This is a genomic window from Metabacillus sediminilitoris, assembly GCF_009720625.1.
GTDB classification, from domain to species: Bacteria; Bacillota; Bacilli; order Bacillales; family Bacillaceae; genus Metabacillus; species Metabacillus sediminilitoris.
Window position 1 is genome coordinate 1204435 of record NZ_CP046266.1, and the last position, 26287, is coordinate 1230721.

The following is a 26287-nucleotide window of genomic DNA, read 5'->3' on the forward strand; positions in this document are numbered from 1 at the left end:
ACGCACCATAGTTTATCGACCTTCCTCTCCCAGCCGTAGAATCAGTATTGACGGTTCTAGACCATTTTCATTCTCTGTGGTGCAGCGCTGATTTTTGCGCTGCATGGGCGGCTAAAGGGGCAGGTTAGTTTAAGAAGGATTTCAAATCTTACTCATTGAATAAACTAATTGAAACAAACCACATAGCTTGTTCGGGGGGATAGGTTTTGTCGGAAATTGAATCAGCATTATCTATTAGTTTGAGGTAACGGGACAGGGTAACAGAAGATAAGAGTTGGAAAAAAATATTAATCCCTCCTGCGTAACAGCATGTTTTTAAACTGTCTACACAAAAGGGATTATATGAATTAATTAATTAACTGAGTTTGAGAAAGAGTATTCAAAAAAGTTCAGTAGGTCTCTTGGTTTATCTTTGGAGTCCAGGGTATTGCCAGATGCCAGAAGTCCTTAGAAGGTCACGGTAGATAACTAGAATTTCATCCTTAGATACCTTCTGCGCTTCCTCTATAGATGGGTAATCTAAATACACGACATTAGTAAAGTCTCTGTCGCTGTTTTTTCCATTCAATTTAGCATAAAAATCGCTAGCTTCATTAAACACTGTTAACGCTCTTCTTATGTGGCTTGCACTTGTAACAAGCGTTACATCTTTTATTCCCTCTTTTTCTAGCTTTTCAGTTGAGAAAAGAGCATTTTCTACTGTATCTGTTGATTTATTTTCGAGAATAATTCTATCTTTTTCAATTCCTTGAGTTTGTAACCAGTTACTCATTGCATCGGCTTCGGTGATTCCTTGTTTTGGAACTCCTCCTGATACAATAATTTTGGAATTTGGATATTGTTTTGCTATGGCAATACCTGCTTTTAAACGTTCAATAAGAGGTTCTTTCATAGAACCATCTTCTGCAAGAGCGTATCCAAGTATAACAATTGCATGGTCTTTTTGGGGCAGATTAGCTGGTGGTGCAGTGTTTAATTTTTCATTGATAACAGAATCTGTTGTTTCTAACTTTTGAAGATATTCATTTGCCTTTTTAGAATCAATTTGTTTTAACTTTGAAATCGAGTTTTTATATGAAGAATTGTCTCCAATTGCTTTAGAATAAAGTCCTTGAAGAAGATTAGCATTAAAATTTTCTGGATCTAAATTTAATATCTGTTCATATGTTCCTAAAGCTTCTGATGTTTTTTTCTGAATGATTTGTGTTGATGCAAGTGAAAATTTTAAATCCAGATCGTAAGGATCAAGTAACACTGCTTCTTTAAATGCATTTTCAACTACATCATATTTACCTTTTAGTGTAATTCCCTTAAAAATTTCTTTTTCTGCTTGTTTTATATCTCCGCCATGCCAGTAATAGTACATGGCCATTTCTTTATAGTGTTCGATTCTATCTGATGTAGGCTCATCATTTTTTATTGCTGTATTCACAGTTTCAGTGTTTGCAGCCATTGTTGGTTCTGAAACAGCTGCATACGCTGTAGAGAAAGTTGCAGTTGATATAGTTAGAACTAGAGCTAAAGCGAGTTTCTTATTTAGATATTTCATAATGTCCTCCTCTTTCGAATAACTCATATTTTTTGTTCATAGCGTTTTAACGCTATTTTAAAATAACATTACTTTGTTAAGCTAATGTGAATAAACTGTATTAGTTCTGTAAATAAGCACTAATAAAACTGGATTTAACATTACTAACCAACTTTTTACCATATAAATTTAGGTAAGGGAAAAATAGTATAAGAAGTAAAGGTAAAATGTTATCTTAGCTGCCGTTGGGTGGCAATTTTAACTAAACCAGCTAATAGTATGTCAATATTTTTCAATAAAAATATAAAAAATCACATGCTATACTAAAAATAAGCATGTCAAATAACCTTCCGTTAGTCTAATTTTGGAAGGTTTTGTGTTATTTAGTTAGATTTAGGTTCTAAGCTATATCTTGGAAAGTAGTTCTATTCTTTAAAAGGGCAAATATCCAATGTAATAGCTTATTTACACAAGCTATTACAGCTACTTTGAAGGGCTTTCCTTCTTCACGTTTCTTGTCGTAAAACTCTCTCATTTTTTTGTTTCGAGGGATGATTTCATCCGTCGTTTTCTTCTTACGACAATCACGAATGGCACAACGAACGACCATATATAAGGCATGACGAAGCCTACTAGATCCTCGTTTTGTTATCCGATTCTTTGTGGCTGTAAACTTACCAGATTCAAATACACTAGGATCGATCCCAGCGAAAGCTACAAGTTTCTTAGGATTATTAAATCGATCTATCTCACCAATTTCAGAAATAATCGTTGCCGCGATTTTTTCACCGATACCAGGGATAGATTTGATGATATTATATTCTTCAATTTCTTTTGCGAGGGCATCTATCTCTGACTCTAACTTTGATAGATGCTCTTTGTATTGAAGAAGAATATTTATATACATACCCAGACTTAAAATATGACTCTGATAAACTGTCTTTTCAAAAGGGTTACGAGCCGCCGCAGCTTTTAGTTGAATCGCTTTTTCATTAGCCCATTTGATTGATCTACTATTACATAATTCAAATATCTTGTCTCTAATTGTTTCTTCACTAGCTCTCAAAATATCTTCAGAAGAGGGAAACTCTGAAAGAGTTAAGAGTGACACCACAGAATATAAATCTCCAAATACCCCTTTATATTCAGGATATACTTGTTCAAGCACAGCCTGAAATTGAAGTTTTGTTTGAATCATGACTCCAGTTATATTTTCATGTTGCCTTGTAAGATTACGAAGGTTTAGTAACTGGACTCCACGCTTTTTATATGGCTCTAACTCTTCTTTATAGAACAACTCACAAAGTAAATAAGCATCAACTGCGTCTGTTTTAACTTTCCTTAAACTAGAACTTCTTGCCTTATATGAAATCAATGGATTAAGGATAATCAATAAATATCCTCGTTCTTCTAAATAATGAACGAGAGGAGTTTGGTAATGCCCAGTAGCTTCTAAAATGACTGAAGGCTTCTTTCCAGACTCTCTTTTCACATCCTCAAGAAACACTACAAGTGAATTAAGACCCTCAACAGTATGAGAAACTTTAAAGCTCTTACGATATGGATTGCCTTTATCTAAAAATGCTTGAACTTGACTCTCACCTTTTGAAACATCCAGACCCACGACTGGATTCATTCTAAATCTCCTCCTAAACTAGTAAATTTGCCAGTAACCCCTAATTCCTCCATGCAGTATCACAGCTTCGCTTGTTATACGAGATTTAAGTCCCAACCAGCCTCAATCATGTTTCTACAAGTAGGGGGCGAACGGTTTACTTGACGGGGTCAAGCCCCACGGGCAGTTACGTTCTACCCTGGCTACTGTAATAATAAAATCATATAAAAAATGATCAACCAGAAATATCTGGCTGACCTTATAATACGAACGGGCAGGTTAGCAAAAGAAGGTATATTATAAGGATAAAGCAGACTGCTTAAATAGCAGTCTGCTTTTTTGAAGAAATATTTATAAACTATAGACCTTCTGCAGCGATTGCTTTTCTAATGGTATTTGCCATTCTTATTTTCTTTAAAGGTTCGTATATTTCCGAGTTGAAAAAGGCTTCGATGTTCTGTTTTTAAGGAAGCTTGAGGATCACAAGCCTTGTTGGCTTTCCAATCCCCCGCTCTCTGCCATCATCAAGTCGTTCTTGTAGGCAGCTATCGCCAATTCATACCTCACTTTTTTACCTACTTCTACGAAATCCGCTTCCTTCACAACACCTGTTAATGAATATCGGTGACCCCTGAAATCCACGTTCAGTTCGGTGATTTGGTTGAATTTGAAACTCTCCACGGGAACGCCGTTCTCATCCTTTAACAAGTATTCCCCGTACTTCTCATTACATGTATTTGCCACTTCCTCTATCACCTTGTAAGCATCGTCTGGATTTTGCCTATAGTTGAGGACAAGGCTTTCGTTCACCCGGCGCATGCCCCGATTCCCGTTCTGAAGTTCCGTGATGTTGCTATAGGAGACCGTATAGAGGTATCCGTCATATTGGCGGATCTTCAGATGACGCATGCTGATTTCCTCGATTTTCCCCTGACGATTTCCATTAATGATTACATAATCTCCGTGATGGATCTGGCGCTCAAACAAGTAGGTCAGCCCCATAATGTAATCGCGGATGATATGCTGGAGGATCAATGCCAAGGCACTAGCCAGAACGACCGAACCAGTGACAAGTTTTGTCAGGTCGAAGAAATTGCTAAGCACAAAAATAAAGAAGATCACAAGTCCCAATACCTTTGTCACCTGGTTGGAGAAATGCATCAATGTCTCTTCCCGCTTTTCATCCAAGATGCTCGTTTTGTCAAAGAAAAGCTTGATGGATTTGCGGATCAAATAAACCGTAATTATAATAAGCAGGGCCACCGTTAAAATTTGTACGGGCAACTGCTTGAACAGTCCCAAGAAATCCATTCTATCAACTCCCACTTTTTTACACTATTCCAAAGGAATGCGGATAAGGAGAAAACCTTCCTTTCCCAACAAACCTTAACGATAGCAAGGTTTCATTAAAAAAGAAGCCCTCTCCGTGCTTTTTGAGGAACGATTATATTGCCAATAATTTGTTTTCAACTGCTGAATGAATTTTAAAAGATATAGAGATAAAGGTCAATGAAAGAGAATTGAACCTGGGCAAAAAGTGTGAAAGATTGTACTTAAACTACCATGAAAATTAACTTCTGTTAGATCCGAAAAATGGCAATACTTAAATAGACGCAGCTCATTCATCTTTTTAAAAGGGGAGAGCGTCTGATCATTGGTGTTTATTTACTTGTTTAATGGATTAGGAAGCTTCTGTTATTGTAACCGTATAGCCTAAGTTTTCTAGTCTTCGAACCGAATGGCGTACAATTGATACCTGTCTTTGTTTATCAAAGTAGTCTTCGCCTAAGTCTACATACATTTCTTTTCTAGTTAACAGGTAATATGCGATCCGTAATATCGCATGGGCAACTACTATAGCTGCTCTTTTGTTGCCTTTTCGTCCTGCTGTTCGTCGATACAATGCACCAAGATAGTTTTTTGACCCTCTGACTGATTGAGCTGCTTCAGTTAATGCTGATCTTAAATACTTATTTCCTTTTTTAGATTTAGTTGATTTTCTTTTCCCAGCACTTTCATTATGTCCAGGTACGAGAGCTGCCCATGAACAAAGATGTGCCGCAGTTGGAAATTGATTTTGAACATCAGTACCGATTTCAGCTAGGATTTGTTCAGCCATTCTTCTGGCGATTCCAGGAATCGAATCTAGTCTTTCAATATCTTCTTCATACGAGTTTACTCGTTGGGCTATCTCTTGATCTAACATTTCAATTTGCTCAGTTAGAAAATCAATGTGAGTTAAAATCGTTTTAAGCATTAAGCGTTGATGTGGGTTAACATAGCCCTGAAGTGCTAATTCAAGTTCTGCTTTTTTCTTTTTCATTGTACGACGAGCGAAGTTTGCTAGTTTCTCAGGATCATCCTCGCCGTCAGCGATAGCTCGAAGCATATCCTTCGAGGAAACCCCCATAATATCTGAAACGACAGAGCCTAGTTTGATATTGGCTCCTTCTAAAACTTTTTGAATTCGATTATGTTGTCTTGCACGTTCTTCGATAATACTGCGGCGATAACGGACAAGTTCCCTCAGCTCTCTTTGAATACGGTTTGGAATGAAACTCGCTTTGAGTAAACCATGGCGAAGAAGTTGGGCAATCCATTCGGCATCTTTAACGTCGGTCTTACGACCGGGGAGTGCCTTCATGTGTTGGGCGTTTACTACTAGAAACTCAATCCCTTCAGATTCTAGTAGGTTAACGATAGGTTTCCAATAAACACTCGTGCTTTCCATTGCGACATGAGTACAGTCATGTTCCTTAATCCAGTCGATTAACTTAAGCAGAAAAACTGTTTTGGTAGGAAACGTTTGAATCTCCTTTCCATCAGGTGTCATAATACATGCAGTGATATTGTCCTTATGAACATCCATACCACATGCTCTTTCAATGATTACATCCATTGAAATTCTTCCTTTCTAGGCTTGTAAATTGGAGGCTGGTGCAACAATCAGAATAAGGATTAATCTACCATGAGTGCTTCCCGTAAGGGAGCGACAGTTTGTGGTGCACCGTGGTCGTTGGAGTCAGACTAACGGATGGGCTCTAAGGCACCATAGTTTATCGACCTTCCTCTCCCAGCCTTAGAAGCAGTATGGACGATTTTCATTCTTTGTGGTGAAGCGCCGATTTTGCGCTTCATGGATGGCTAAAGGGTGCGTTCGTATTATGAGGTTAACCAGTTTTTACTGGTTGACCTTTTTTATATAGGACCTATTATATCGGTAGCCAGGGTAGGACGTACGGGTGCGTGGGACCATGATCTCGTCAACTAAACTGTCCGCCCCCTACTTGAAGAAACATGTTTGAGGCTGGTTGGGACAACGATCTCGTATAACAAGCGAAGCTATGATACTGCAAGAGGAATAGGGGCTACTGGCAAAACAAATGGAGAGGAAGAGATAAAGAATGAATCCAGTAATCGGTCTGGATGTTTCAAAAGGGGAAAGCCAGGTTCAAGCATTTTTAGATAAAGGAAAGCCGTTTGGAAAAAGTTTTAGTGTATCACACACGACTGAGGGACTAGATGCCTTACTTCATTATTTGAAAGTGGTAGAAAATGAGACTGGTATAAAACCAAGTGTAATATTAGAATCGACGGGACATTATCACACTCCTGTCATTCAGTTTTTAGAGGAACAGAATTATTTATACATTATGATCAATCCTTTACTGTCTTATCAGGCAAAAAAATCGAGTTTGCGAAATGTGAAAACAGATGAAATAGATGCTTTTCGCTTGTGTGAACTGTATTACAAAGAAGAGCTTGAACCCTATAAAAAAAGGGGTATCCAACGTTTAAACCTTCGTCATCTTACTAGACAACATGAAACCCTTACGGGTTTGTATGTTCAAGCTAAGTTACAGTTTCATGCGATTTTAGATCAAGTGTTTCCTGAATATAAAGGGGTATTTGGAGATTTGTATTCAAAAGTTTCTCTAAACATACTCCTGGAATTTAGTACGTCAGAATCTGTGGTACAGGCTGGAGAAAACAAGGTAACCGATAAAATAGCGAGTTTATGTATGAGTCGTTCGGAACGTTGGGCACAAGAAAGGGCAAAGAAGCTTTATGAAGCAGCTCAGCGTAACCCATTTAAGAGCATAGTCTATCAAAGTCATTTGATAAGCCTTGAAATGTATATTCAACTGCTTCTCCAATACCAAGAGCATCTAGCAAAGTTAGATGATCAAATAGATGCCCTGGCAGGAGAAATAGAAGAATATAAGATTATCCAGTCGATTCCCGGTATCGGAGAAAAAATCGCGGCAACGATTATTTCTGAAATTGGAGAAATCGAACGGTTTAATCACCCTAAAAAATTGGTTGCCTTCTCTGGAATCGATCCAAGTGTACATTCATCGGGGAAATTTACAGCGACGATTAATCGAATCACCAAGAGAGGCTCAAGCAGACTGCGACATGCCTTATATATGGCTGTTCTCTGTGGGATCAGATCCTCTCGTAATAAGAAGCTAAAAGAGTTCTATGATCGAAAGCGAGAAGAAGGAAAACCTTTTAAAGTCGCAATGATTGCATGTGTAAATAAGCTTATTCATTGGATTTATGCCTTACTAAAACGTAAAGAAGCTTTCCTGGATTTAGCTTAACAAAAACAATTAGGCAAAACATGAAAAACCTTCCAATATAAATGAGGAAGGTTATTTGGCATGAATATTTTTAGTATATCATTTTGTTTATAGGATTTTTATTGAAAAATGTTGACATCCTATTAGCTGGTTTAGTTGATGAAGGATTAAGTGATTTTATGAATGAGGCTATATAACAGTTATTCCATTAAAGGGCGCGATCCTGGAACATGGATAAGCGTTCGTTTTTCATTTTTAGGGCCAGTTGAAAAGCAGAGAAGAAACAATACAAATATAGGTATTATAGAAAATAAAATGACAAATGATTATAAAGAGATGTATTAAATGTGAATGCGATATACCGTTTCAATATTTTGTTTAAAAACCTTTATTTATGCCGGTTTTCGAATTAACTTTAATTGCCAAGGTAACCAAAAACCAAAAACAATAATGAATACAGGGATAGAAAACCAAGTATGCCATCCTTTTAATTTCATATATCCTACTTGAACAAGCATCCATTCAGACAAGAAGGACAAGAGAGTAAAAAGGGTAACATATATCCATTTCTTTTCCTGTTTAAAATAGTTAAGAAATATTACAGCATAACAGGAAGGGATGAAACCATAACATATCAAATCACCAATTCCTTCTTGCTTGGGGTCACGACCTAAATCAAATACATCTAAGTAATTTAACATAATGAACACATCTATTATTATTGCTACATAGCCAATCGTACCAAAGATAAGACAAATCTCTCTCCAACTTAATCGTTTCGGCATGAAAATCATATAAATAAAAGCGATAGTACCTTATGTAATTGGAAACCATATACCTTTTGCTGACAAATCTAAGTTTTGTATAATTTTCTCCATAATATTCCTCCTAAGTTTTAATCGATACCTATATATCCTTAAATTTAACTACTATTATTTGTTGATTTTTAAATAGATATGCTCGTAAGTCTTAAATAGATTGATTAAGGACTTATTTATTTAGAATAATTGTAATATAATATGGGCTTTTCCTTTTAGACATTCTTATTTAACTATTGGGCCATTTTCTGAATATTAGAAGGAATTAACTTTTTGTAAATGGAAGTTTGTTAAAAGATGTATTTTGTTTTATAGGGAAGTTTTTAAATAAGAAGGTTTGTATTTGATGTTAAATAAGAATTACAAAAATGGCTATGGTTAGGGGGATTTAACATGAAGGTTATTGGCCTTATTGGTGGAATGAGTTGGGAATCATCTGTTGAGTATTATCGGATTATTAACGAAGAAGTGAAAAGAAGGTTAGGAGGGTTACATTCTGGAAGATGCCTTTTATACAGCGTTGACTTTGAAGAAATTGAGCGTTTTCAGTCAGAGGGCGATTGGAAAAAAGCTGGTGAAACATTGGGTGACGTTGCACATTCTCTAGAAAAAGGGGGCGCAGATTTTATCGTTATTTGTACCAATACCATGCACAAGGTTATAAATGATATACAGGAAAAAATTAACATCCCTATTATACATATTGCTGATGCAACAGCTAATAAAATCAATGAGCAAGGAATTAGTTCCGTAGGATTACTTGGCACAAGGTATACTATGGAGCAAGATTTTTACAAATCACGTTTAGAATATAATGGTATAAAGGTTATCGTTCCAAATCCTAATGAAAGAGAGATTGTAAACAAGATTATTTATGAAGAGTTATGTTTAGGTAAGGTTCAACAAAAATCAAGGGATTATTATAAAAAGGTTATCCAAAATTTAATCGAAACTGGAGCTGAAGGAATTATATTAGGCTGTACAGAAATTGGATTATTAATAAAATCCGAGGATTCCGATGTTCCTCTGTTTGACACAACTTATATACATGCTATTGAAGCAGTAAATATGTCCTTAAAGATATAGTGATTTCTGCAGCTCTTTCGCAAATCACCAAAATAAAACACGTTTTTAGTTCCTAATTAAGTGACGTTCTATATCCTTAAAAAATGGGTATAAACAAAGCTCCATTTATTACATCGGATTATGTGAAATAGGCAGAAAAGGAATATTTTATTGTTGTTCCTCAATCGGGTCATTATATTGAATTAGAGGTGCATAAAACTCTTCTTTCCTGAAAATCAGGAGCAAATTCAACAATATGTAATTCAGTACCAAAATCCAACACATGGTTCGAGTAATCAACTATATCGATAAAATAAAAAAATATCAGGTTAAAAAAGAGTAAAAGTTAAAAGAGGGTGCCCAAAATTATAACTTTTGGGCACGTTTTTTCTGATTATAAGCATCATTGAGTATTTTTCACAGAAATACTCAATGATGTCAAAACATTAGCGACTATTCTTTCAAGAATCTAAATCATAAACTCACTATTCATATAAAATCTAACTGGCAAAGTATTTCGAAGTAACAGGAGCCAGTACGTTGCCTGATGCTATATAGAAGGACTTACTAAATACATGTACAATAAAAGGAAACATTCATTCACTTTTTATTTGTGAATTTCTTTTCTATATCATTTAAGTAACATTTTTTAGGGAAACTAGGTCTACAACCAATATTACTTAATCTTCGTCGGTGTGAGAAATTGGGTGTAGACTTTCCTTTTTTGTATTCGATCATAAAATTTAAAACGATTATTATGAATTTACTGCCCTTTTATAATCTGAAACAAATTTTCTGATTTCTTGTATCGGTATTTCTAAATTAATAACCATTTGAATGAGTTCAACCCATTCTTTATCTAATTCTTCTACTGTATTGTTTACCTCCTGACTAAACATTGCTGTTTCCCGATCAGAATCAGATGGTAATTCAGCAATATTTCTCACATCAGATTCTTCTTTCTGATAACCCTGAGATTCTTCATATAGCAGTTCCCACTGTTCATATAAGCTTTTAGCTGTTTGATAGTCATCGTAATTAACTTTTAAATCTGTCTGTAGTCTTTCTTTTAATCCACGGAATGACTCTTCCCATTCTTCTAGGCTTTTTAAATCAAAAAGTTTTGAAAAACTTGGTTTTCTACTTTCCCAGTGAAAATAAAAATGATTACACCACTTCAACAAATCTTCTCGGTATTGTCTTTGATTTTTTATTTCCATACATCGCTCTCCTAAGTCCTTGGATTTTTAAGGTGAACACAAATTTATTCTATGTTCCACTAATGTCCTAGGAATAGACGTTAACCTAAATATTCCCACAAAAACAACATGAAATCTAAACTATTTATGGGCAATGTGAAAAGTACCTTCAACTGAGAAGATCCTTTCAGTTGCTTATTTAACTTAAGCTACCTGATAGTTACCGGCGTAGGATTTCAGAGAAGTACCCCAGAATTGATAAAGCTAAATATAGTTGAGTTGTTATTCTTGCTGAACTGAAGTTTGCCAGGGCGGAGCGCAGCTCGACCTATGGCCAACGACAATTATTCATTCTAGTAATAAAAAAGGTTCGGAAGATTTTCTAAAGCGTGTGCAATATACGTTAGAGAATATGAATATTGGACCTATAAGTGGTATGTGTTAGAAAATCTTAACCGTGACTTATTGGGTATATTTTTCTTAAATAGTTAACAGAAGCCTATATTCAAAACTTTGCAGATCGAATGTTCGAATCTGCAAAGAAAGATATGTGTATAAAAGAGCAGAAATCCCTTAGAAAACATAGGGGGGGATGAAATTCAATCTTCAAACAAAGAAGGTAGTTGATATAAAATAAAGCGTAGATCCTTTTTGATTTTTAAGTAACGGTCCTTAAAATTGGGTTGAAAACTTTAATTCAGGCATCCATTTTTTCATATGGTTTTTAATTTCATTATATAATGATTCATTACCATTTATCATAGCGAGAGGGGTAACATAATAATTACTATCCACAAATGTAGGTATAAATAAAGGTTCTTTTAGCGTAATGATTGTTTCATCATTTTTAACTATTTTATCAACTTTTATTTGCATAATGCCGCCGATATCTTTATAGTCTCCAGTTTGACCAGAAAAAAAATTTCCTAGAGAGTATGCAACAATCGAACGTCTTCCGTCTTCTCTTTTAATCCATTCCATTGGTTGAAGAACGTGAGGATGATGACCGATGATAATATCAGCACCAGCTAGTGCTAATTGCCTAGCCAATTGGATCTGTTCCTCATTTGGTAACCTTTGATATTCTTTTCCAAAGTGAAGACTGACGACAACAACGTCAGATATTCCTTTTGCACTTGAAATGTCTTTTTTTATCTTATTTTCATCTATCAGGTTAACTAAATACTGTTTATCATTTGGGATTTTTATACCATTCGTACCATAGGTATAAGCTAAAAAGGAGAAAATAATACCATTCTTTTCTATTATTCTGATTTTCCTTTGATCTTCTAAAGAAACATAAGAACCAGTATAATGCATACCGATCTTATTCCAGTAAGTAATTGCACTTTGTATTGCATCTTCTCCACGATCTAATGTATGATTGTTTGCTAGTGTTACTATATCGACCCCACTATGCTTTAACGCATCACCCACTTCATGAGGACTGTTAAAAGAAGGATATGACGAAAGGCCAATTTTAGTACCACCTATCATCGATTCTTGATTCGCAACAGTAATATCTGCCTTTTCTAAGTATGGTTTAACTTGTTTTAGATGAGATACAAAGTTATACTTTCCGTTTCCGATATGTGCTGGATTGTATACCCGGTCATGTATAAGAACGTCACCAATTGCAGACAACGAAGCTGTGTAAGTTTTATTATTTTCTTTTGAAAGGATCACGTTATTTTCTGATTCTGAAGTGTCCTTAACTTGAAAATCATCATAATGAGGTTCTTCCGTATTATTTAGGACAAAAAAACTTAAAAAAATAGTTAATGATGTAAATAAAAATAAAAACTTTTTCATCAGTATTCTTCCTTTTCTTAAAAATCATTGTTTTTAGTTCTGCAGATCAGCTTTAAATATGTAATGTTATTCTTTCATGAAAGAATCATATTTAACCGTGCAGATTATAATTGTATTCCCGAAACGTGGCTACTGGTAGTGCTAATGGATGGTTAAAATACCAATATTTCAAAAAAAGTGAAATTAATATTCGAGTAGAACAAGGATATGAAATTGCAAGACCACTTTAATTGTTTTTAAAAGCAGTTGAAGATAACCAAATTCTATATTTATGTAGGAGGTAAAGTAGTGAAAATGGCTCAAGATGAATGGTTTTTCCTCCTTATTCAAGTAACGGACGCATTTCTTAAGTAAGGAAGATCTTCATTTAATGGACTATTAATTAACATTTAAATATGTTGATAAATCAGACAAAAATGAATGAGGAAAAATAATGGGCATTTATAAGATTTGTCATAATACAAAAATTGTATTTTTTAAATATGAAAGCTAGTATTAAATGGAGACAAAGATGTGGAAGGAAGACAACATGGATAAAAGAGTGTATTTTTTAATGGTCATATCATTTGTTATTGGAATGGTTGAACTGATTATCAGCGGGATTCTAGATCTAATAGCAGAAGATTTACAGGTAAGTTTGGCGCAAGTAGGATTGCTGATTACTGTATTTGCTTTAATAATGGCAATCGCCTCTCCAATTTTATTAGTAATAACAGCCAAGGTAGAACGAAAAAAGTTAACATTAATCTGTTTATACATATTTTTAATAGGATGTATCATTACAGTATTGAGCCCGAACTTTACCATTTTATTTATTGCACGAATCATTTTAGCTCTGAGTGGGGCATTATTAATCATTTTATGTTTAGTTATGGCTCCAAGTTTAGTAGAGGAAAAATACCGGGGCAGAGCAATTGGATTTGTATCAATGGGGGTCAGTGCTTCACTTGTTTTAGGAGTACCGATTGGCCTTTTACTTGGTAATGCTTTTGGATGGAGAGCACCATTTATATTGATAACTGGTTTAACAGCTTTATCAATCATTGGTGTTCATTTCTTTATGGACAGCATACAACCAAAAACACAAGTTCCGTTAAAAGTTCAATTAGCTTCATTAAAAAGCCCTAAAATTACATTTGCTATAATGACTACGTTTCTTTATATGTCTGGTCATACCGTTATATATGCATATTTTAGTCCATACATCCAGACGACTACTGATCTGGATGGGGGATGGGTGAGTATAGTGTATTTAATTTTTGGGGTGGCTGCAGTGAGTGGAGGAGGTATTGGAGGTGTTTTGGCTGATTTGTTTGGGTCAAAACGATCTATTTTATTGGCACTCATTCTGTTTTCTTTTGTATTTTTTATTTTACCTTTTACGACAGAAATATTTCCGATGCTATTTCTTACGCTAATTATATGGGGGATTTTAAGCTGGGCGATTTCACCGGCCATGCAAACTTATTTAATCGAAACATCTCCTAAAACCTCTGATATTCAGCAGAGTTTAAATAATTCCGCCCTTCATTTAGGTGTAGCGGTTGGTTCTATTATTGGTGGTATGGTCGTTGAAGAGCTATCAATTGAACACAATCCATTTGTTGGAGGAATATTGATTATTTTATCTTTATTTACTATCGTCATTTCATTTAAAAGCAGATAGGGGATTAGATTATCTGAAGGGACCAGAATACTCTCGAGGCGTAGGATTTTCCTCGTCCATTCATGGAAAAAGGACCTAAAAAACAACCCTCAGAAGGATCTATAGAAGCGTTACAAGCTAAACATGATGATTACGTATGATTTAAAAAGTTACATACCTTTATTCAAGAAATGGAAAAGTCACAGAACAGGACAAAGTGCAATTATCCATTATCTTCATGGAATAAAAAATGCCGGAAAAATATCTAATACTTCTAAAAATAAATCAGCTGGAAGCCCTGTTGTTGAATAAATAGCAGTTTGAAATGTTTTGCGCCACATGTAATGCATTTTAGAAAAATATTCAAAGGATGACGAGCTATGAAAAGTATATTAATGGAAATGTTGGAGTCCCGTAAAGATGAGATTATTAAAATTCGCAGACATTTACACGAAAATCCCGAACTTTCTTTCAAAGAAGAAAAAACTGCTCAATATATTATTGATTTTTATAAAGGTAAGAATGTAGAAGTCCAATCGAATGTAGGAAATGGATACGGAGTTGTCGTGACAATCAAAGGTGGAAAGTCCGGAAAAACCATTGGTCTGCGCGCTGATTTTGATGCGCTTCCAATTGTCGAAGAAACGGATGTACCATTTAAATCCAAAAATGAAGGTGTTATGCATGCATGTGCCCATGATGGCCATACAGCCTATTTATTAATCTTGGCGGATTGCTTAATTACATTAAAAGATGAAATTCCTGGTACTATCAAAATTATTCATCAACATGCGGAAGAAGTGCCACCAGGCGGGGCAAGGAGTATCGTGGAATCCGGCTTGCTAGACGACTTAGATAATGTATTTGGTATCCACCTGCTGCCAATGGATGAAGCGGGAGTTGTTGGTTATCACGCTGGTTATTCTTTTAACGGAAGGGCTTATTTAAAATTAAAAATTCAAGGCAGAGGCGGTCATGGATCCTCACCACATCTAGCGAATGATGCCATTGTGGCTGGTTCTCATTTTGTCACCGCCGCTCAAACGATTATTAGCCGTCGTTTAAGTCCTTTTGATATTGGCGTGATTACGATTGGATCTTTTGATGGAAAAGGGACATTCAATGTCATTAAAGACAGTGTAGAGCTTGAAGGCGATATCCGTTATATGACTGTTGAAACAAAAGAAACAATTGAAAAAGAAGTTAAACGACTTGTAAAAGGTCTTGAAGTAGAATTTGGTGTAACATGTGAGCTAACATATACGAATGATTATCCACCTTTATATAATGATCCTGCATTAACAGAAAGGGTTGCTGAGTTCCTTATGAATGCAAATGATAAAGATATTAAAGAAGTGAAGGAATTTCCAGCAATGCCGCCATCTGAAGACTTTGCTTACTATGCTGAAAAATTCCCTTCTTGCTTCTTTTACATTGCATGTACACCTAAAAGAGTAGAAAAACCTTATTTTAATCATCATCCTAAATTTGATATCGATGAAGATGCCCTGCTCGTGGCAGCAAAAGCAGTGGGATATGTTGTTTGCGGGTATTATGAATTAGATTAGAAAAAAGAATAATTTGTACGTTATGGTTTATAGATGATCATATCTTAACAGTGTATTAGATTAGCAATACAATTACCGAGTCAAGCTACTAAGAATGGTGATCCTGACAGTGGGGTGTGATGGAAGACTTATATGTACGGTGCGAAAGTGGTGCAGACTGCTCCATAAATAAACTATCTATGAATAGATAATAAAATCTATACTAATAGAACTAGAATAAACCAGGTTGAGGATTTTATTTTCTCAACCTGGTTTGAATATAGATTTGTTTATTGGCTTTTCTACTATCTATGTTAGGGTTAATAACTGTAAAGTTTATCTGTAGTAGATAGATACCTAAAAACAACTTTCCTCCAAAGCATTTTTAAAAATTGAAATTAATAATGAATTCTGAATATTAAGTTGACTTTTTGCTTTTAATAGAATAGGATATATTTAATTGTATATTAGCGGATGAATATTGTGGGAGAGACTAAACGCATTGTTTAGCACCGAAGGAGCAAGTTCTAATAAATTTGGAATCAAACTCTCAGGTAAAAAGGACTACAATAGGACGCATCTCTGGAGAGAGCCATGTGCCACCAAAGGAGTTAAACTCTCAGGTAAAAGGACAGAGAAAAATAGGAAAATGCCTATTTTTCTCTGTCCTTTTTTTGTTAGAGAAAGATAGGTATAAGCAAAAGGAGGAGGATAAGCACAAGACTATCAATGCAGCTATCAATCTTCATTCTGTTTTGATTATAGTGATTGATGACCTTATTTCGTTAAAAGGCTATTTTTAGCTACATTACACAATCAAAAGTTAAAGAAACTGCCCTGTGAAAAAAGTTAGGAGCCTTGGATTTAACCATGTTAGTGATTGGAGTCATTATTGAAACAGGAATCTTTGTATAGACAGGGATGACTGCTGCATGCAGATCCTGCCTGAGTATTTATTTTATCCAAATTTGTAAGCGCTTTTTTGGTCAGATTAACTCATAATACTAAACTTTTATTGGGATATTAATTTAAAATTATAATTGCAAATATCCTAGAAAAGTAGAGAGAGGAAAATCGTATGCAGGAGCAAAAATTGGAAAGAGGTCTTAAGAACAGGCACGTACAACTAATCGCTATTGGCGGGGCTATCGGAACGGGATTATTTCTCGGAGCAGGAAAATCTATACATTTAGCAGGACCATCGATTTTAATTGCTTACATGATTACAGGTGTCATTTGTTTTTTAATCATGCGCGCACTTGGAGAATTACTCTTAAGCAATTTGAACTATCATTCTTTTGTTGACTTTGTAAGAGACTATTTAGGTAATATGGCAGCTTTTGTGACCGGCTGGACCTACTGGTTTTGCTGGATTTCAATCGCAATGGCTGACTTAACAGCAGTTGGACTCTATACCCAGTATTGGTTTCCCTCTGTACCACAGTGGATGCCGGGGTTAATTGCCCTTGTTATTTTGCTAATTATGAACCTAGCAACTGTAAAACTTTTTGGCGAAATGGAATTCTGGTTCGCATTAATCAAAGTCATTGCGATACTAGCCCTAATTGTCATTGGTATTTTCATGATTATTAAAGGCTTTTCCACAAATTCAGGCGCAGCCAGTTTCACGAATCTATGGAGCCACGATGGTATGTTCCCAAATGGCATAAATGGCTTTATCCTTTCATTCCAAATGGTAGTGTTTGCGTTTGTTGGCATTGAACTTGTAGGTCTTACTGCAGGTGAAACAGAAGATCCAGAGAGAGTTATTCCAAAAGCAATAAATAATATCCCTATTCGAATTATCATTTTCTATATTGGGGCACTTATTGTCATTATGAGTGTTTATCCGTGGAACGCCATCGTCCCAACGGAAAGCCCTTTCGTTCAAGTATTCGTAGCAGTTGGTATCGCTGCAGCTGCTGGTATCGTCAATTTTGTTGTCCTAACATCCGCTGCTTCGGCATGTAACAGCGCCATCTTCAGTACAAGCCGAATGGTATACTCACTTGCCAAAGATAAAAATGCACCTGTACCATTTGCAAAACTTGATGCCCGTAAAGTACCTTCCAATGCATTGTTCTTTTCAACTGTCGTCATTCTTATTTCCGTTGTGTTGAACTATATAATGCCAGAGGGAGTATTCACACTGATTACAAGTATTTCTACAGTATGTTTCATCTTTATTTGGGGAATTACAGTCATCAGTCATTTGAAATACCGCAAAACAAGACCAGATCTAGCGAAACTGAACAAATTTAAATTGCCGTTTTATCCATTTGCCAATTACTTGATCCTTGCTTTCCTAGCGTTCGTTCTTGTCGTGCTAGCACTTGCGGAAGATACTCGTATTGCCTTGTTTGTAACTCCTGTTTGGTTTATTTTGCTGATCGCGATTTATAAGATGCGGAAAATGAATGCAACTCATGCAGATCAGGCGAATCAAGAACAGGTAGCGGAAAATTAAGAGGTATCGGTACTCTTTTCGCTTTTATCGATGTATCAATTGGCTAAACTCAGCCAGATTTGGAAAGGAAATTTAAAGTACTGTTTGTTCCGCTGCTGCCAATATTAGCGAACCTATTTTGTGGCTATTTAGTTCTTCAATTGCCCGCAAGTACTTAGAATAGCTTTATAACATGGTTAATCATCGGGCTAGTTATTTATTTCACTTACAAAATAAAAAATGTTGTTAACGCTTACAAAAAGATTGACATTCCTATTTCCAACAATTATTCTAAATATAATGAAAATTCAATATGAGCGGATGACGGTTGTGGGAGAGAGCAAGAAACAAGCCACCGAAGGAGCAAGTTCCAAAAAGACCCTTGGAACAAATCTCTCAGGTAGATGGAACCACAACGGGACGCACCTCTGGAGAGCGCGTATATAGAGTACGCCACCAAAGGGGAAGACTCTATGAATAATGGAGTTAAACTCTCAGGTAAAAGGACAGAGAAGGGTAGAGAACGCTATGCTACCCTTTTCTGTCCTTTTTTGCGTGCAAAAAAGGGAGTAGAGCGTCTTGTCTCGCTGCAGTTTTCTTGGAAAAGAAGATTTGTAGCGAGAAAGAGATTTTAGTGTTTTCAGCTATTCTAAAATTTTCAAAACATTGTTTGATACAGCCGAAGGAAGTCTGGACAAAATTTCAAGGAGGAGTAGAAATGAGTTTACAAAAAAATGATCCAATAATTTTTGAAGCCATCGAGAAGGAGAAGCATCGCCAACATCAAACACTGGAGTTGATTGCATCAGAAAACTTTGTAAGCCAGGACGTATTAGAAGCGATGGGAACCGTGATGACTAATAAATATGCAGAAGGTTATCCAGGAAAGCGTTACTATGGCGGTTGCGAATTTGTCGATGTGGCAGAACAAACAGCTATAGAGCGCCTCACCAAGCTGTTTGGTGCGAAATATGCCAATGTTCAACCTCACTCAGGTGCACAAGCAAATCTCGCTGTTTTTTACGCGCTGCTTCAACCAGGTGATAAAGTGATGGGAATGAACCTTTCTCATGGTGGCCACTTAACTCATGGAAGCCCTGTCAGCATTTCAGGAAAATGGTTTGAGATTGTGTCTTATGGAGTGAGAGAAGATACTCACTTGATTGACTATGATGAGCTGGAAGCAATCGCGAAGAAAGAAAAACCAAAATTGATTATTGCAGGGGCAAGTGCCTATCCAAGAACGATAGATTTTGCACGCTTTAAGGAAATTGCAGATCAAGTTGGAGCCAAATTCATGGTAGACATGGCTCACATTGCAGGACTTGTTGCAGCCGGTCTCCATCCATCACCAATCCCATATGCAGATGTGGTGACAAGCACTACTCATAAAACATTGAGAGGACCGCGCGGTGGTATCGTTTTAACAAATGATGAAAGAATGATAAAAGCCATTAATAAAGCTGTATTCCCGGGAATTCAAGGCGGGCCTCTTATGCACATTATTGCGGCGAAGGCAGTTGCCTTCCAAGAAGCACTACAGCCAGGTTTCAAGGTCTATGCCAAACAAATTATCGAAAATGCAGGCATACTTGGTGAAGAATTAAAGAAAAACGGCGCAACCCTGGTATCTGGCGGCACAGACAACCATATTGTACTGCTAGATGTTCGCTCATGGGACTTAACAGGAAAAGAAGCAGAGAAGCTGCTTGAAGAAGCCGGTATTACCGTCAACAAAAATACAATTCCATATGATCCTCAAAGTCCGTTTGTTACAAGTGGAATCCGCATGGGAACAGCGGCGTTAACAACACGTGGAATGAAAAAAGAAGAAATGGTGCAGATCGCGAAAGTCATCGCAGCTGTTTTAAAGAGCAAAGGGGAGACATACGTTCTTGAACAAGCAAAAGAAACAACAAAAGAGATTTGTGAAATGTATCCATTATTTCAACAACCAATCACCGTGTAAGAAAGGAGTATCATGATGGAATTTCAAAGTTGTTTTGACATTATCGGTCCTATCATGGTAGGACCATCCAGTTCTCATACAGCTGGTGTTGTTTCGATTGGGAAGTTCATTCATGAATTGGTAGGCGGATGTCCAGAAGAAGCAACGATTATTTTCTACGATTCTTTTACCGAAACACATCAAGGTCATGGAACAGATAAAGCCCTTCTTGGCGGATTGCTTGGAATGGAAACAGATGATGCACGGATTAAACATTCGATCGAGCTGACCTCACAATATGGACTATTCTATGAATTTCAACTTGAAGACAGTTGTCCGTACTTTGAACATCCGAATACAACGGTTGTTACGGCAAAACGCGGGGAATGTGTAGTAAAAGTAGGTGGTGCATCACTTGGCGGTGGCTTATCTAAAATCTTTATGATTGACGAAGAGATGGTAGATATTCGCTTAAGCGCTGGTGATAACTTTGCAGTCCTTGCTAGTCAGTATTAACCAAGAGGAAAGGTACTGGTGGAGACAATATGGTGGAAATTCAGTCTATGAAAGAACTGATCGAAGCTTGTGAAAGAGAACAAAAAACAATTGGTGAAATCATGCTGATGATGGAAATAGAAAAATCGCGAAAAGATAAAGAAACGATCATTAGTATGATGGCAGAACGACTAATCAAAATGAAGGAGGCAGTTGAAGGCGGTACAAAAGATGCCTCAGCTGCTCCAAGTGGCATTTCCGGCGGTGATGCCGTTAAAATGAGCGATTATGTAAATCAAGGTAGAGCCCTATCAGGAAACTATATAAGCGATGCGATGACTTTTTCACTGGCCACCTCTGAAAGCAATGCGCGAATGGGGGTCATTGTGGCTACTCCAACAGCTGGAGCAGCCGGCATTTTACCCGGAGTATTGTTCTCTCTACACAAAAATGATGGCACTTCCTATAAAGATTTAGTCATGGGATTGTTCACAGCAAGTGCACTTGGTTATGTCATTGCGAACCGTTCCTTTATTTCAGGAGCCGCAGGAGGATGCCAGGCGGAGGTCGGTTCGGCAACAGCCATGGCAGCAGGAACGATTGTTGAATTAAAAGGCGGAACCCCAAAACAAGCGGTGAATGCAACAGCACTTGCTTTGAAATCACTTTTAGGTTTAGTTTGTGATCCTGTTGCAGGACTAGTTGAAGTACCTTGTATTAAGCGCAATGTCATTGGTACTTCCATTGCTTTTTCATCTGCTGATTTATCTCTAGCTGGCGTGGAAAGCCGCATTCCATGTGATGAAGTGATTGAGGCCATGTACAAAATCGGAAAAGAAATGCCTAGAACACTTAGAGAAACAGCGCTTGGCGGTCTGGCGATGACTGAAACAGGTAAAAAGGTAAAAGAACAGTTATTTTGTAAGAGATCTTAATCGGAGGTGTATCAATGAGTACAAGAACAGTTTTAAAGCGAACACCGCTTTTTGAAGTATATAAAAAATATGGAGCAAAAGTCATTGATTTTGGAGGTTGGGAACTTCCGGTACAGTTTTCCAGCATTTTAGAAGAGCATGATGCTGTCCGAAAGGAAGCAGGACTCTTTGATGTCTCTCATATGGGCGAAGTGCTCGTTGAAGGGAAAGATGCAGAAAGCTATATTAACTACCTTGTAACAAACGATGTAGCAAAGATTAGCATTAATCAAGCACAATATACAGCGATGTGTTATCCGGACGGAGGTACAGTAGATGATTTATTAGTATATAAATTGGAAAACGAAAAATATTTACTCGTTATTAATGCTTCAAACATTGAGAAAGATTTCGAGTGGATGAAGCAGAATTTAAAAGGAGAAGTGACACTTAAAAATATTTCAAGTGACACTGCACAACTTGCTATCCAAGGACCAAAGGCAGAAAGTATTTTGCAAAATTTAACAGATGTTAATTTATCAGAAATAGGCTTTTTCACCTTTGCTCAAAATGTAAATATTGGTGGAATCGATGGCGTTCTCGTATCTCGTACAGGCTACACAGCAGAAGACGGTTTTGAGCTTTATTTAGCTAATGAAAAAGTGGAAGCACTTTGGAATAAGCTTCTAGAAGTAGGTACCGAAGATGGCTTAAAGCCATGTGGACTTGGTGCACGTGACACTCTTCGTCTTGAAGGACGTCTTGCGCTGTATGGTCAAGAGCTCTCAAGTGAAATCAGCCCACTTGAAGCAGGAATTGGTTTTGCTGTAAAAACGAACAAAGAAAGTGATTTTATCGCTAAAGCAGCACTTACAGAACAAAAAGAAAAAGGACTAAAACGAAAAATAGTTGGTATTGAAGTAACAGGAAGAGGAATCGCTCGTCACGGTTACAAAGTATTTTCTGAAGATGGAAAAGAAATTGGTGTCGTAACATCAGGAACACAATCACCATCTTTAAAGAAAAGCATCGGTCTAGCATTAATTTCAGCAGAACACGCTAAAGTAGATATGCAATTAAAAGTGGAAATCCGTAATAAGCAAATTGACGCAGTTGTTGTCAAAACACCATTCTATAAAAAAGGTAAATAAAATGAAAAGAGACATAATGTAATTTTTTCAGAAATTAGTAATTCCTAGTCATCGTGCATTCTATATGCATATTTCAGGTGAAATTCATTTTATTAAAATTCGAATAAATCATAGTAAAAACTATTTATGTGAAGGGATGAAAAATCAATGACAAATGCGACAGCAAACTTACTATATAGCAAGGAACATGAGTGGGTATTAAAATTAGATGGAAATCGTGTGCGAATTGGAATCACTGATTATGCACAAAAGGCGTTAGGAGATATCGTTTTTGTTGAAAACCCATCTGTTGATGATGATGTAACAGCTAATGAATCAATGGGAACAATCGAGTCAGTTAAAGCAGTTTCTGAATTGTTCTCACCTGTATCAGGTACGGTTGTTACTGTCAATGAGAATTTAGAGGATGCTCCTGAGACAATTAACGAACATCCATATGATGCAGGTTGGTTAGTTGAAGTAGAAGTTTCCAATCTAGAAGATTTAGAATCTCTTTTAAAAGAAGAAGAGTACGAGGCATTCATTAATGAGGGAGAGGAATAATATGACAGCAACATATAGATACCTTCCAGACACGGAACAAGATCAAAAGGAAATGCTTGACCTTTTAAATGTCTCCTCAATAGATGAGTTGTTTGAAGACATTCCAGCTGAAATTCGACTAGAAGGCGAATTAAACATTCCAGCAGCGGTTCCTGAGCCGTTACTAATGAAAAAAATGCAGCAGCTTTCTTCACAAAATAAAAATGCAAATAATTACCCAATGTTTCTAGGTGCAGGCACATATGATCACTACATTCCAAGTGTAGTAGATCATATGATTTCAAGATCTGAATTTTACACAGCTTATACACCGTATCAACCAGAAATTAGCCAAGGTGAGTTACAAGCTATTTTTGAATTTCAAACAATGGTAAGTGAATTGACAGGAATGGATGTTGCCAATTCTTCCATGTACGATGGCTTTACTTCACTTGCTGAAGCTGCGTCACTTGCAGTTGCGTCAACAAAACGATCAAAAGTGCTTATATCAAAGGCAGTTCATCCTGAATCCCGTGCGATAATAAATCCGGTTTCATTAGGTCAAGGATACACTGTTGAAGAAGTAGATCTTGCTACTGATGTTACAGATTTAGTGAAGTTACAGGAACAAATTGGCAAGGATACTTCAGCAGTAATTGTTCAATACCCGAATTTCTTCGGTTCTATTGAAGATCTAGCAGAAATTAAAAAGATTGCAGATGCACACGGAGCACTGTTGATTGTAAGTGCAAATCCACTTGCACTTGCACTGTTACAAGCACCAGGTAAACTTGGAGCAGATATTGTGATAGGTGATATGCAACCACTTGGAATACCGATGTCCTTTGGTGGACCACACTGTGGATATTTCGCAGTGAGTAAAAAATTCATGCGTAAAATACCAGGACGAATTGTAGGACAAACAACAGATGAACAAGGAAAACGTGGATTTGTGTTAACATTGCAAGCACGTGAACAACATATTCGCCGTGATAAAGCGACATCCAATATTTGTTCCAATCAGGCATTAAATGCTCTTGCTTCTTCTATTTGTATGACGGCACTTGGAAAGCAAGGAGTTCGTCATATGGCGCAGCTGAACTTTGAGAAGGCTGATTACATGGCAAAGCGTCTACAAGAAAAAGGATTTACTATTAAGAATCAATCTCCATTCTTTAATGAATTTGTTGTGGAGCTTCCTCGTCCAGTTAAAGAAGTTAATGAAAAAGCTCTTGAAGCTGGAATAATTGGTGGGTATGACTTAGGAATTGATTATGGCTTTGACAACCAAATGCTTATTGCCGTAACAGAACAACGAACAAAAGAAGAGATTGACCAATTTGTAAAAGTATTGGAGGACGTTGTAAATGGTTGAATATAATGATGTAATTTTTGAAATCAGCCGTCCAGGCCGTGTTGGTTCAAGCCTACCGGAAAGTGATGTTGACACAGTCAATTTAGAAGATAAACTTCCAAAGCACTTGATCCGTGATGAAGCAGCAGAGCTTCCGGAAGTATCAGAGCTTCAGCTTGTACGCCATTATACAGCGCTTTCTAATAAAAACCATGGTATTGATAATGGATTTTATCCACTTGGCTCTTGTACGATGAAATATAATCCGAAAATTAACGAAAATGTAGCTCGTTTAGAGGGCTTTAGTCGTATTCATCCCTATCAGTCGGAAGAAACGGTTCAAGGAGCATTAGAGCTTTTATATCATTTACAAGAAGAGTTAGCGGTAATCACAGGTATGGATGCAGTAACTTTACAGCCATCTGCAGGGGCTCAAGGAGAATGGACCGGATTAATGATGGTTAAAGCCTACCTTGAGCAAAAAGGAGAAAAAAGAACAAAGGTACTTGTTCCGGACTCAGCCCACGGTACAAACCCTGCCAGTGCCACCGTTGCCGGGTTTAAAACGGTCACAATTCCATCTAATGAGAAGGGTCTAGTCGACTTAGAAGAATTAAAGAAGCATGTTGACCAGGATACTGCCGCATTGATGCTAACAAATCCTAATACACTAGGATTATTTGAAAAAGAAATTGTGGAAATTGCAAATGTTATCCATGAAGCAGGCGGATTACTTTACTATGATGGTGCAAATTCAAATGCGATTTTAGGGAAAACAACACCGGGAAAAATGGGTTTTGACATCGTGCATTTAAATCTTCATAAGACTTTTACTGGGCCTCATGGAGGCGGTGGCCCTGGAGCTGGTCCAGTAGGTGTAAATGAAAAACTTATTCCATATCTACCAATACCTCGCGTTGAAAAAGACGGTGACAAATATGTATTAAACTCTAATCACCCACTTTCAATGGGTCGTGTAAAAGGATATTATGGAAACTTCGGTATTTTGGTTCGTGCGTACACTTATATTCGTACGATGGGACCAGAAGGACTACGTCAAGTGTCAGAAAGTGCAGTGCTTCATGCGAATTACCTTCGTAAAAAGCTTGAGCCGTATTTTGATGCACCGTATTCACAAGTTTGTAAGCATGAATTTGTTTTATCTGGGTCCAGACAGAAAAAACTTGGCGTTAGAACACTCGATATGGCAAAACGTCTGCTTGATTTCGGCTACCATCCACCGACAATCTACTTCCCGTTAAATGTAGAGGAGTGTTTGATGATTGAGCCGACCGAAACAGAGTCAAAAGAAACCATGGATGCCTTTGCAGAAGTGATGATTCAAATCGCTAAAGAAGTGGAAGAAAATCCAGATATCGTATTAGAGGCACCGCATACTACGATCATTGGCCGATTAGATGAAGTTCAAGCAGCAAGACAACCTATCTTGCGTTATATAAAAGAGGAAGCGGTAGAGCAAGAAAAAGAAACCGTAAAAGCATAAAATCATCGTTGTGGGGGAGCATCCCCCTACTAATGATTAGTTGTGGAGCTCACGTTATCCAGAGTGAAAATGAGTGATCTCGAGAGCTTAGTAGATTTAGTTAGATTGAGCCAGGTTATTCCACCTGTTAATCTTCTC

The 26287-nt window shown here is 36.9% G+C and carries 19 protein-coding genes, 1 pseudogene and 3 riboswitches; of the genes and pseudogenes, 13 read left to right on the forward strand and 7 right to left on the reverse strand.

The window, feature by feature from the left end; all coding sequences use genetic code 11:
* Positions 1-406 precede the first annotated feature (406 nt).
* The 4 genes from GMB29_RS05970 to GMB29_RS05985 form a co-directional block, all read right to left on the reverse strand.
* On the reverse strand, positions 407-1549 hold the full coding sequence (locus GMB29_RS05970; RefSeq protein ID WP_136359318.1) for a YdcF family protein: 1143 nt from the start codon (positions 1547-1549) through the stop codon (positions 407-409).
* A gap of 379 nt (positions 1550-1928) precedes the next feature.
* Positions 1929-3164 (reverse strand): IS110 family RNA-guided transposase, encoded by a 1236-nt coding sequence (locus tag GMB29_RS05975; protein WP_155443842.1) that lies wholly within the window; start codon positions 3162-3164, stop codon positions 1929-1931.
* 459 nt (positions 3165-3623) lie between these two features.
* Positions 3624-4454 (reverse strand): mechanosensitive ion channel family protein, encoded by an 831-nt coding sequence (locus GMB29_RS05980; RefSeq protein WP_136359332.1) that lies wholly within the window; start codon positions 4452-4454, stop codon positions 3624-3626.
* A 370-nt stretch (positions 4455-4824) separates the two neighbouring features.
* Positions 4825-6042, reverse strand: a complete 1218-nt coding sequence (locus GMB29_RS05985) for an IS110 family RNA-guided transposase (protein ID WP_155443843.1) — start codon at positions 6040-6042, stop codon at positions 4825-4827.
* Positions 6043-6547: 505 nt separating this feature from the next.
* Here GMB29_RS05985 and GMB29_RS05990 point away from each other — a divergent pair.
* A complete protein-coding gene (locus GMB29_RS05990; protein ID WP_136359322.1) occupies positions 6548-7750 on the forward strand; it encodes an IS110 family RNA-guided transposase in 1203 nt (400 codons plus the stop codon).
* 371 nt (positions 7751-8121) lie between these two features.
* Here GMB29_RS05990 and GMB29_RS06000 read toward each other — a convergent pair whose 3' ends face one another.
* Positions 8122-8514 carry a hypothetical protein gene (locus GMB29_RS06000; protein ID WP_136355286.1) on the reverse strand — a complete coding sequence of 131 codons (393 nt, stop codon included), beginning with the start codon at positions 8512-8514 and terminating at the stop codon, positions 8122-8124.
* Between the two features lie 426 nt (positions 8515-8940).
* On the opposite strand from GMB29_RS06000, the gene GMB29_RS06005 reads away from it, so the two are divergent.
* Complete coding sequence (locus tag GMB29_RS06005) at positions 8941-9633, forward strand: aspartate/glutamate racemase family protein (protein WP_136355288.1); 693 nt, start codon at positions 8941-8943, stop codon at positions 9631-9633.
* A 734-nt stretch (positions 9634-10367) separates the two neighbouring features.
* Here GMB29_RS06005 and GMB29_RS06010 read toward each other — a convergent pair.
* Together GMB29_RS06010 and GMB29_RS06015 are read right to left on the reverse strand one after the other, a co-directional pair.
* Positions 10368-10832 (reverse strand): hypothetical protein, encoded by a 465-nt coding sequence (locus GMB29_RS06010; RefSeq protein ID WP_136355290.1) that lies wholly within the window; start codon positions 10830-10832, stop codon positions 10368-10370.
* Between the two features lie 651 nt (positions 10833-11483).
* The gene (locus tag GMB29_RS06015; RefSeq protein ID WP_136355292.1) at positions 11484-12623 is read right to left on the reverse strand and encodes a CapA family protein; all 1140 of its coding nucleotides are present in this window, start codon (positions 12621-12623) and stop codon (positions 11484-11486) included.
* 529 nt (positions 12624-13152) lie between these two features.
* Between GMB29_RS06015 and GMB29_RS06020 the strand changes: the two genes are divergently transcribed.
* The 11 genes and pseudogenes from GMB29_RS06020 to gcvPB all read left to right on the forward strand — a co-directional run bounded on the left by GMB29_RS06020 (position 13153) and on the right by gcvPB (position 26149).
* A complete protein-coding gene (locus GMB29_RS06020) occupies positions 13153-14289 on the forward strand; it encodes an MFS transporter (protein WP_136355294.1) in 1137 nt (378 codons plus the stop codon).
* Between the two features lie 359 nt (positions 14290-14648).
* Positions 14649-15836, forward strand: a complete 1188-nt coding sequence (locus GMB29_RS06025) for an amidohydrolase (protein WP_136355296.1) — start codon at positions 14649-14651, stop codon at positions 15834-15836.
* Positions 15837-16289: 453 nt separating this feature from the next.
* A riboswitch (glycine riboswitch) is annotated at positions 16290-16392 on the forward strand.
* Between the two features lie 2 nt (positions 16393-16394).
* Positions 16395-16453: riboswitch (glycine riboswitch) on the forward strand.
* Between the two features lie 440 nt (positions 16454-16893).
* Positions 16894-18282, forward strand: coding sequence for an amino acid permease (locus GMB29_RS06030; RefSeq protein WP_136355298.1), 1389 nt, complete (start codon positions 16894-16896; stop codon positions 18280-18282).
* Positions 18276-18578 (forward strand): annotated as a pseudogene (locus GMB29_RS27255) (amino acid permease C-terminal domain-containing protein); the annotation flags it as partial. The gene GMB29_RS06030 and the pseudogene GMB29_RS27255, both read left to right, overlap by 7 nt.
* Positions 18579-18679: 101 nt before the next feature.
* Positions 18680-18781, forward strand: a riboswitch (glycine riboswitch).
* Positions 18782-18979: 198 nt separating this feature from the next.
* The gene (gene glyA / locus GMB29_RS06040) at positions 18980-20230 is read left to right on the forward strand and encodes a serine hydroxymethyltransferase (protein WP_136355300.1); all 1251 of its coding nucleotides are present in this window, start codon (positions 18980-18982) and stop codon (positions 20228-20230) included.
* 15 nt (positions 20231-20245) lie between these two features.
* The gene (locus GMB29_RS06045) at positions 20246-20725 is read left to right on the forward strand and encodes a serine dehydratase beta chain (protein WP_136355302.1); all 480 of its coding nucleotides are present in this window, start codon (positions 20246-20248) and stop codon (positions 20723-20725) included.
* 29 nt (positions 20726-20754) lie between these two features.
* The gene (gene sdaAA, locus GMB29_RS06050; protein WP_168733882.1) at positions 20755-21639 is read left to right on the forward strand and encodes an L-serine ammonia-lyase, iron-sulfur-dependent, subunit alpha; all 885 of its coding nucleotides are present in this window, start codon (positions 20755-20757) and stop codon (positions 21637-21639) included.
* A 14-nt stretch (positions 21640-21653) separates the two neighbouring features.
* Positions 21654-22769 (forward strand): glycine cleavage system aminomethyltransferase GcvT, encoded by a 1116-nt coding sequence (gene gcvT, locus GMB29_RS06055; RefSeq protein ID WP_136355304.1) that lies wholly within the window; start codon positions 21654-21656, stop codon positions 22767-22769.
* A 147-nt stretch (positions 22770-22916) separates the two neighbouring features.
* The gene (gcvH, locus tag GMB29_RS06060; protein WP_136355306.1) at positions 22917-23312 is read left to right on the forward strand and encodes a glycine cleavage system protein GcvH; all 396 of its coding nucleotides are present in this window, start codon (positions 22917-22919) and stop codon (positions 23310-23312) included.
* Between the two features lies 1 nt (position 23313).
* The gene (gene gcvPA / locus GMB29_RS06065) at positions 23314-24666 is read left to right on the forward strand and encodes an aminomethyl-transferring glycine dehydrogenase subunit GcvPA (RefSeq protein WP_136355308.1); all 1353 of its coding nucleotides are present in this window, start codon (positions 23314-23316) and stop codon (positions 24664-24666) included.
* Positions 24659-26149 (forward strand): aminomethyl-transferring glycine dehydrogenase subunit GcvPB, encoded by a 1491-nt coding sequence (gcvPB, locus tag GMB29_RS06070; protein WP_136355310.1) that lies wholly within the window; start codon positions 24659-24661, stop codon positions 26147-26149. Before gcvPA ends, gcvPB begins: the two co-directional genes overlap by 8 nt.
* Positions 26150-26287: the final 138 nt, after the last annotated feature.

What these genes read in the sequence shown, in the direction of transcription:
- GMB29_RS05970 (WP_136359318.1), bottom strand. Translation starts at nt 1,549, where the DNA reads ATGAAATATCTAAATAAGAAACTCGCTTTAGCTCTAGTTCTAACTATA.
- GMB29_RS05975 (WP_155443842.1), bottom strand. Translation starts at nt 3,164, where the DNA reads ATGAATCCAGTCGTGGGTCTGGATGTTTCAAAAGGTGAGAGTCAAGTT.
- GMB29_RS05980 (WP_136359332.1), bottom strand. Translation starts at nt 4,454, where the DNA reads ATGGATTTCTTGGGACTGTTCAAGCAGTTGCCCGTACAAATTTTAACG.
- GMB29_RS05985 (WP_155443843.1), bottom strand. Translation starts at nt 6,042, where the DNA reads ATGGATGTAATCATTGAAAGAGCATGTGGTATGGATGTTCATAAGGAC.
- GMB29_RS05990 (WP_136359322.1), top strand. Translation starts at nt 6,548, where the DNA reads ATGAATCCAGTAATCGGTCTGGATGTTTCAAAAGGGGAAAGCCAGGTT.
- GMB29_RS06000 (WP_136355286.1), bottom strand. Translation starts at nt 8,514, where the DNA reads ATGCCGAAACGATTAAGTTGGAGAGAGATTTGTCTTATCTTTGGTACG.
- GMB29_RS06005 (WP_136355288.1), top strand. Translation starts at nt 8,941, where the DNA reads ATGAAGGTTATTGGCCTTATTGGTGGAATGAGTTGGGAATCATCTGTT.
- GMB29_RS06010 (WP_136355290.1), bottom strand. Translation starts at nt 10,832, where the DNA reads ATGGAAATAAAAAATCAAAGACAATACCGAGAAGATTTGTTGAAGTGG.
- GMB29_RS06015 (WP_136355292.1), bottom strand. Translation starts at nt 12,623, where the DNA reads ATGAAAAAGTTTTTATTTTTATTTACATCATTAACTATTTTTTTAAGT.
- GMB29_RS06020 (WP_136355294.1), top strand. Translation starts at nt 13,153, where the DNA reads ATGGATAAAAGAGTGTATTTTTTAATGGTCATATCATTTGTTATTGGA.
- GMB29_RS06025 (WP_136355296.1), top strand. Translation starts at nt 14,649, where the DNA reads ATGAAAAGTATATTAATGGAAATGTTGGAGTCCCGTAAAGATGAGATT.
- GMB29_RS06030 (WP_136355298.1), top strand. Translation starts at nt 16,894, where the DNA reads ATGCAGGAGCAAAAATTGGAAAGAGGTCTTAAGAACAGGCACGTACAA.
- glyA (WP_136355300.1), top strand. Translation starts at nt 18,980, where the DNA reads ATGAGTTTACAAAAAAATGATCCAATAATTTTTGAAGCCATCGAGAAG.
- GMB29_RS06045 (WP_136355302.1), top strand. Translation starts at nt 20,246, where the DNA reads ATGGAATTTCAAAGTTGTTTTGACATTATCGGTCCTATCATGGTAGGA.
- sdaAA (WP_168733882.1), top strand. Translation starts at nt 20,755, where the DNA reads ATGGTGGAAATTCAGTCTATGAAAGAACTGATCGAAGCTTGTGAAAGA.
- gcvT (WP_136355304.1), top strand. Translation starts at nt 21,654, where the DNA reads ATGAGTACAAGAACAGTTTTAAAGCGAACACCGCTTTTTGAAGTATAT.
- gcvH (WP_136355306.1), top strand. Translation starts at nt 22,917, where the DNA reads ATGACAAATGCGACAGCAAACTTACTATATAGCAAGGAACATGAGTGG.
- gcvPA (WP_136355308.1), top strand. Translation starts at nt 23,314, where the DNA reads ATGACAGCAACATATAGATACCTTCCAGACACGGAACAAGATCAAAAG.
- gcvPB (WP_136355310.1), top strand. Translation starts at nt 24,659, where the DNA reads ATGGTTGAATATAATGATGTAATTTTTGAAATCAGCCGTCCAGGCCGT.